Source organism: Psychrobacter sp. APC 3426 (assembly GCF_030408035.1).
Lineage (GTDB): Bacteria > Pseudomonadota > Gammaproteobacteria > Pseudomonadales > Moraxellaceae > Psychrobacter.
In genome coordinates, this window is the sequence record NZ_JASDCF010000052.1 from 1 (window position 1) to 4,915 (window position 4,915).

4 protein-coding genes and 1 pseudogene are annotated in these 4,915 nt (G+C 42.8%); 2 read left to right on the forward strand and 3 right to left on the reverse strand.

The window, feature by feature from the left end:
• Window positions 1–430: 430 nt before the first annotated feature.
• Together pssA and rlmJ are read right to left on the reverse strand one after the other, a co-directional pair.
• On the reverse strand, window positions 431–1,333 hold the full coding sequence (gene pssA / locus QL919_RS14000; protein WP_290190080.1) for a CDP-diacylglycerol--serine O-phosphatidyltransferase: 903 nt from the start codon (window positions 1,331–1,333) through the stop codon (window positions 431–433).
• 42 nt (window positions 1,334–1,375) lie between these two features.
• Complete coding sequence (gene rlmJ / locus QL919_RS14005) at window positions 1,376–2,251, reverse strand: 23S rRNA (adenine(2030)-N(6))-methyltransferase RlmJ (RefSeq protein ID WP_290190081.1); 876 nt, start codon at window positions 2,249–2,251, stop codon at window positions 1,376–1,378.
• A 173-nt stretch (window positions 2,252–2,424) separates the two neighbouring features.
• Between rlmJ and QL919_RS14010 the strand changes: the two genes are divergently transcribed.
• Together QL919_RS14010 and dapE are read left to right on the forward strand one after the other, a co-directional pair.
• Window positions 2,425–3,192, forward strand: coding sequence for a 2OG-Fe(II) oxygenase (locus tag QL919_RS14010; protein ID WP_290190082.1), 768 nt, complete (start codon window positions 2,425–2,427; stop codon window positions 3,190–3,192).
• Window positions 3,193–3,285: 93 nt separating this feature from the next.
• Window positions 3,286–4,503 (forward strand): succinyl-diaminopimelate desuccinylase, encoded by a 1,218-nt coding sequence (gene dapE, locus QL919_RS14015; RefSeq protein WP_290190083.1) that lies wholly within the window; start codon window positions 3,286–3,288, stop codon window positions 4,501–4,503.
• Between the two features lie 200 nt (window positions 4,504–4,703).
• Here dapE and QL919_RS14020 read toward each other — a convergent pair.
• Window positions 4,704–4,915, reverse strand: a pseudogene (locus QL919_RS14020) (IS982 family transposase); the annotation flags it as partial.

The following is a 4,915-nucleotide window of genomic DNA, read 5'->3' on the forward strand; positions in this document are numbered from 1 at the left end:
GAATTAATCTAAAATGATTTAGCTGGGCTGGATGATTAATCAGTAGCTTGCTTAATACTCGCTATTAGTAATCCGCTCCAGTAAGCCTTCCCTTTCGACTGGGTGGCATTATACGCGCTTTAGGGTGGGGGTCAAGGGAGAAATGATAAATAATTCGCGCTCTTTGATTATATTTGCAACGACCCTCTCTAACTTATTGTTATTATTTTAAATTTATATTTATCAATATTTTTATATACTAAGTCTTCATCTGAGCCTATCTCTTTGAACATAGTATCTCGCCCAAAACTTAGGCTTTATTGTGATTGTTGTCCCACTGACAGGATAACGGGCAAATACTGTGATTTAAGTACTTAAATAAACGACTATCTATAAAAAAAGGAACTTACCTTTCGGTAAATTCCTTTTTTTATAGAGATGCTAGTTCGATTTAGCTACTGGCTTTCGCTTTAATCGTCGTAAATATACCCGATAACGCATAGATGATACCAATCGCTAAAATGCCGACAGGTATGTCATACAACACGATGCTCATGACCAACACACCAATGATAAGAACCACAAATGGCACTTTCTTTTTATCAAATTCTTTAAAGCTATAATACTTAACATTGCTGACCATCAATAAGCCACAGATGACAACCCAAGCGGCGAATAAGAACATGACTGCCGTATCGTACTGCCCGACCCACTCATTATGATCGACAGCGACCATAACAGCAGACGTTACCAATATAGCCGCAAGTGGACTTGCCAAACCGACAAAATACTTTTTATCGACAATGCCGACCTGAACGTTAAAACGTGCGAGGCGGAAAGCGGCACAAGCGGTAAAAACGAAGGCGCAACCAAGACCGATACGACCTAAAGGCTCTAAGGCAAAACTATATATCAAAATAGCAGGTGCGACACCAAAAGCCAGCATGTCCGCTAAAGAGTCATATTGCTCGCCAAAAGGGCTTTGCGCATTGAGCATACGTGCGACTCGACCATCAGCACCATCGAGTATAGCCGATAGGAAAATCGCTAACGATGCTTTGTAGAACTCACCTTGGGTACTGGCTAGAATCGAGTAAAACCCTGACAGTAACGACAAAGTGGTAATCAGATTGGGCGCTAGATAGACACCGCGACTGACCACACGCTTACCTTCAGCAACTTCTGCTTCAATCACCTCAAAGGTTAAACCGTCATAGCTGTCGTTATCCGCTAAACGAATATTAAACTCATGCTCGTCTACAAATGGCGGCTGTGTCGCTGCGCTGTCTTGTAACAACCCTTCATTTAGAGCAGCGTCTTGCGACTGGTTTTTGGGTGGTTGCACGTTCGTCATCTCAATATCCTTATTTGCCGGCATAGTTATTCACTGACATGGTTATTCGCCGACTAGCCAGCGCACGTTGGTCGCGCTATCAGGCGTTAAGTCTGGAGCGTCAGCCACTTTTAGAGCAGGCTGTAAGAAACGTAATACTTCGCGTGCATGGTTGTCGAACTGCCATGGCGGATTGATAACCAGTAGGCCAGTGCCGTTAAGGCCCACAGCAACATCATTTGGATAGATATTGAGCTCACAAACCAGCTGGCGTCTCATCTCAGTACGCTTAAGCTTCTTATAAAACAGCTCTACGGCTTCGATATTTTTAATTGGAAACCAAAGTGCATAAGTGCCTTGCGGCCATTTATTATAAGCAGCGACTAGCAGATTGATAAGTCGCGTGAAGTCTTTATGCTCTTGCTCATAAGGAGGATCAAGAAAAATTAGACCACGCTTTTCTTTTGGTGGAATAACCGCCGTAATACCTTCAAAGGCATCACGATGCTGGATACCGATTGGCAGTTTATGCAATTGATAGTTGAGCGCATCATATTCACTGGCTTTTGCCTCAAATGCTTCACCGCGAACACCAGCGTCTGGGTTCTTTTCGATATGATGAGCAATCCACCAAGGCGAACCAGGATATACTTTACTGTCGTAAGTGAATTTGGCTTGCTTGATGCCTTCTATATAATCTTTGACAGCGGCTGGTGCTTTTTCGGTATCTGCTTTTAACAACGCTTGAATACCACCTTTGGCCTCCCCTGTCTTGCGCGCCTCTTCACTGCTAAGTGAATACAGTCCGCGACCGCCATAAGCGTCAAGCACATAAAAAGGTTTGTTTTTTTGACCCAGTTGATTAAGCAGTTGTACTAATAAAATGTGTTTAACCACATCAGCAAAGTTACCAGCGTGGTAGGCGTGTTTATAGTTCATAATCTCAAAAGTTTAAATAAGAAAAATTGCATCTATGGTAGCATAGGCAGAGTAAAAGATAATGTGGTTTTGGTAAGCAGCCTCAACAAAAAGGCTATAAATACCGACTGATTGATGACTAATTGATAGTTATTTGATAATTGATTCATTATTAATAAAAAAAACGAGGTGAAATGACGAAGATTATTAGCAACCTAAATGTGACCGACCTGGTGGTCAAGCATCCGATAGGTCCTGATAATCCACCATTACTTGCGCCGTGCACTGATATGGCGAGCAACCAGGCGAGCGAAAAGTCGTCAACCCAACACGTTCTGCAAATGTCAGATTTTGATGTGTGCTGGGACGATAAGCTGACAGATACGCAGCTTGATACATTTATAAATGATGGGTGGATAGTTATCGATGACGTATTTGAGCATACAGCACTATTAGCTTTGCAAGCGGAAAGTGGTTTTATCGACTATCGTGATGCAGAGCTGACGGCGGGTGTGCGTATCAGTGACATACGCGGTGATCGCATCCGCTGGATTACTGAGAATTTCTTTGCCGGCTATTTTTATCTGCAAAGCATCAATGCGCTGGGCGTGCTGTTTAATCGTAGCTTGTTCGCTGGTATTCGCCATAGTGAAGCCCATTATGCCTGCTATCCGGTGGGCTTTGGCTATCAATGGCATAGTGACAATCCGGCTGGTCGCGATGAACGCGTTATCTCCGCAGTGTTTTATCTTAATGATGAATGGGCAGCCAGTGACGGCGGTGCATTAGAAGTCGTCGATAAACATGGTGTCCATCATAATGTGATGCCTGTTGCCAATCGACTGGTCATATTTGATAGTGATTTAAAACATCAAGTGCAAATCGCCCATCGTCAGCGCTATTCGATTGCGACGTGGATGCGCCGAGATGGTTTAATACCTTTTATTGAAGACAATATTTAATATTCATTAGTAAGTAAAAAACAACTACTGATTCTATTTTGGCTGCTACTCTTAAAAACTTATCATCTTAATTTATAATAAAAAGGTTCATTCATGTTTGACTCTATCCATCAACAAGAAACCCATCAACAAGAAACCCATCAACAACAAACCTTAGACTTAAGCATTTCCCTACTTGAGCGCCCTTCGGTCACACCAGATGATGACGGTTGCCAAGATATATTGTCAGCGCGATTAGAGCAAGCAGGCTTTGGCTGCGAATTTATGTATTACGGTGATAGAAATAAAACAGGCGAGCACGCTGAAGTCAAAAATCTCTGGGCGCGCCGTGGTACAGCCGACCCAGTTATTTGCTTCGCTGGTCATACTGATATCGTGCCAACTGGCGATGTCAATAATTGGACCTATCCACCATTTACCCCAACCATCGCTGATGGCTATCTATGGGCTCGCGGTGCTGCTGACATGAAAACAGGCATTGCCGCTTTTACCATCGCAGCCGAACGTTTTGTCACAAACCATCCTGAGCACAACGGCTCTATCGCCTTTCTAATCACCTCAGATGAAGAAGGTCCGTCAATCAATGGTACAGTCAAAGTCATTGAAACCTTAGAAACGCGTAACGAAAAAATCACTTATTGTCTCGTTGGTGAGCCATCCAGTACAGACACGCTGGGTGATATCATCAAAAATGGTCGCCGCGGCTCATTAGGTGCCGTGCTAACCGTCACTGGCAAGCAAGGTCACGTCGCCTATCCGCACCTCGCGTGTAATCCTATTCATGCGGTAACATCAGCATTGGCTGAATTAACAGCTGCGACTTGGGATAAAGGCAATGACTATTTTCCTGCGACTTCTCTACAAATCTCAAATATTAATGGTGGCACGGGCGCAACCAATGTCATTCCTGAGACACTTGAAGTTATTTTTAACTTCCGCTTTTCTACAGAAACGAGCGAAGATGAGCTAAAAGCAAAAACCCATGCTATCTTTGATAAACATTTTGAGAACAGCAAAGCCAGTTATGACATTCATTGGAAATTATCTGGTCAGCCGTTTTTAACCCCTGAAGGCAAACTCGTGTCGGCCTGCCAACAAGCTATTAAAAAGGTTACTGATATCGACACGACCTTATCAACCTCTGGCGGTACATCAGATGGACGCTTTATCGCGCCAACAGGTGCGCAAGTCGTTGAGCTTGGTGTGCGTAATGCCACAATTCATCAGGTTGACGAAAAAGTAGAAGTGGATGATTTGGGTAAATTGGCGCAGATATATGAAGGGATTTTGGAGAATTTATTGCTGGACTAATTATCAGTAATAAAAGTAAAAAAAGCGCCATCTCATTTAGATTTGGCGCTCTTTTATTATTAACTCTTGGTCGAAAGCAACTTAATTTGCTCACTAACCTACAGTGTTAAGCCATGTATCATCATGTTTTTCGACACTAGCCTTTGAGTAATAACTGTGATTTTCTGGCGTAATACATCAATAGTTCTATTACCCCACTCTCAACTTGAAATAAGCAATTCAAACTGAAGAGGCGGGTTACCAAGTTTTTTGTTGAGTACAAAGCACAGATTGTGTGAAAGAATCTTACGAATCAATCGATGAGACAAATGCCATAAATCTCTTGCTCGTACCTTTTGTATATTAAATCGTTCTGATAACTGACCAATGACTGTTTCAACGATACGGCGGGCTTTCATTAGCCGCCTTACCA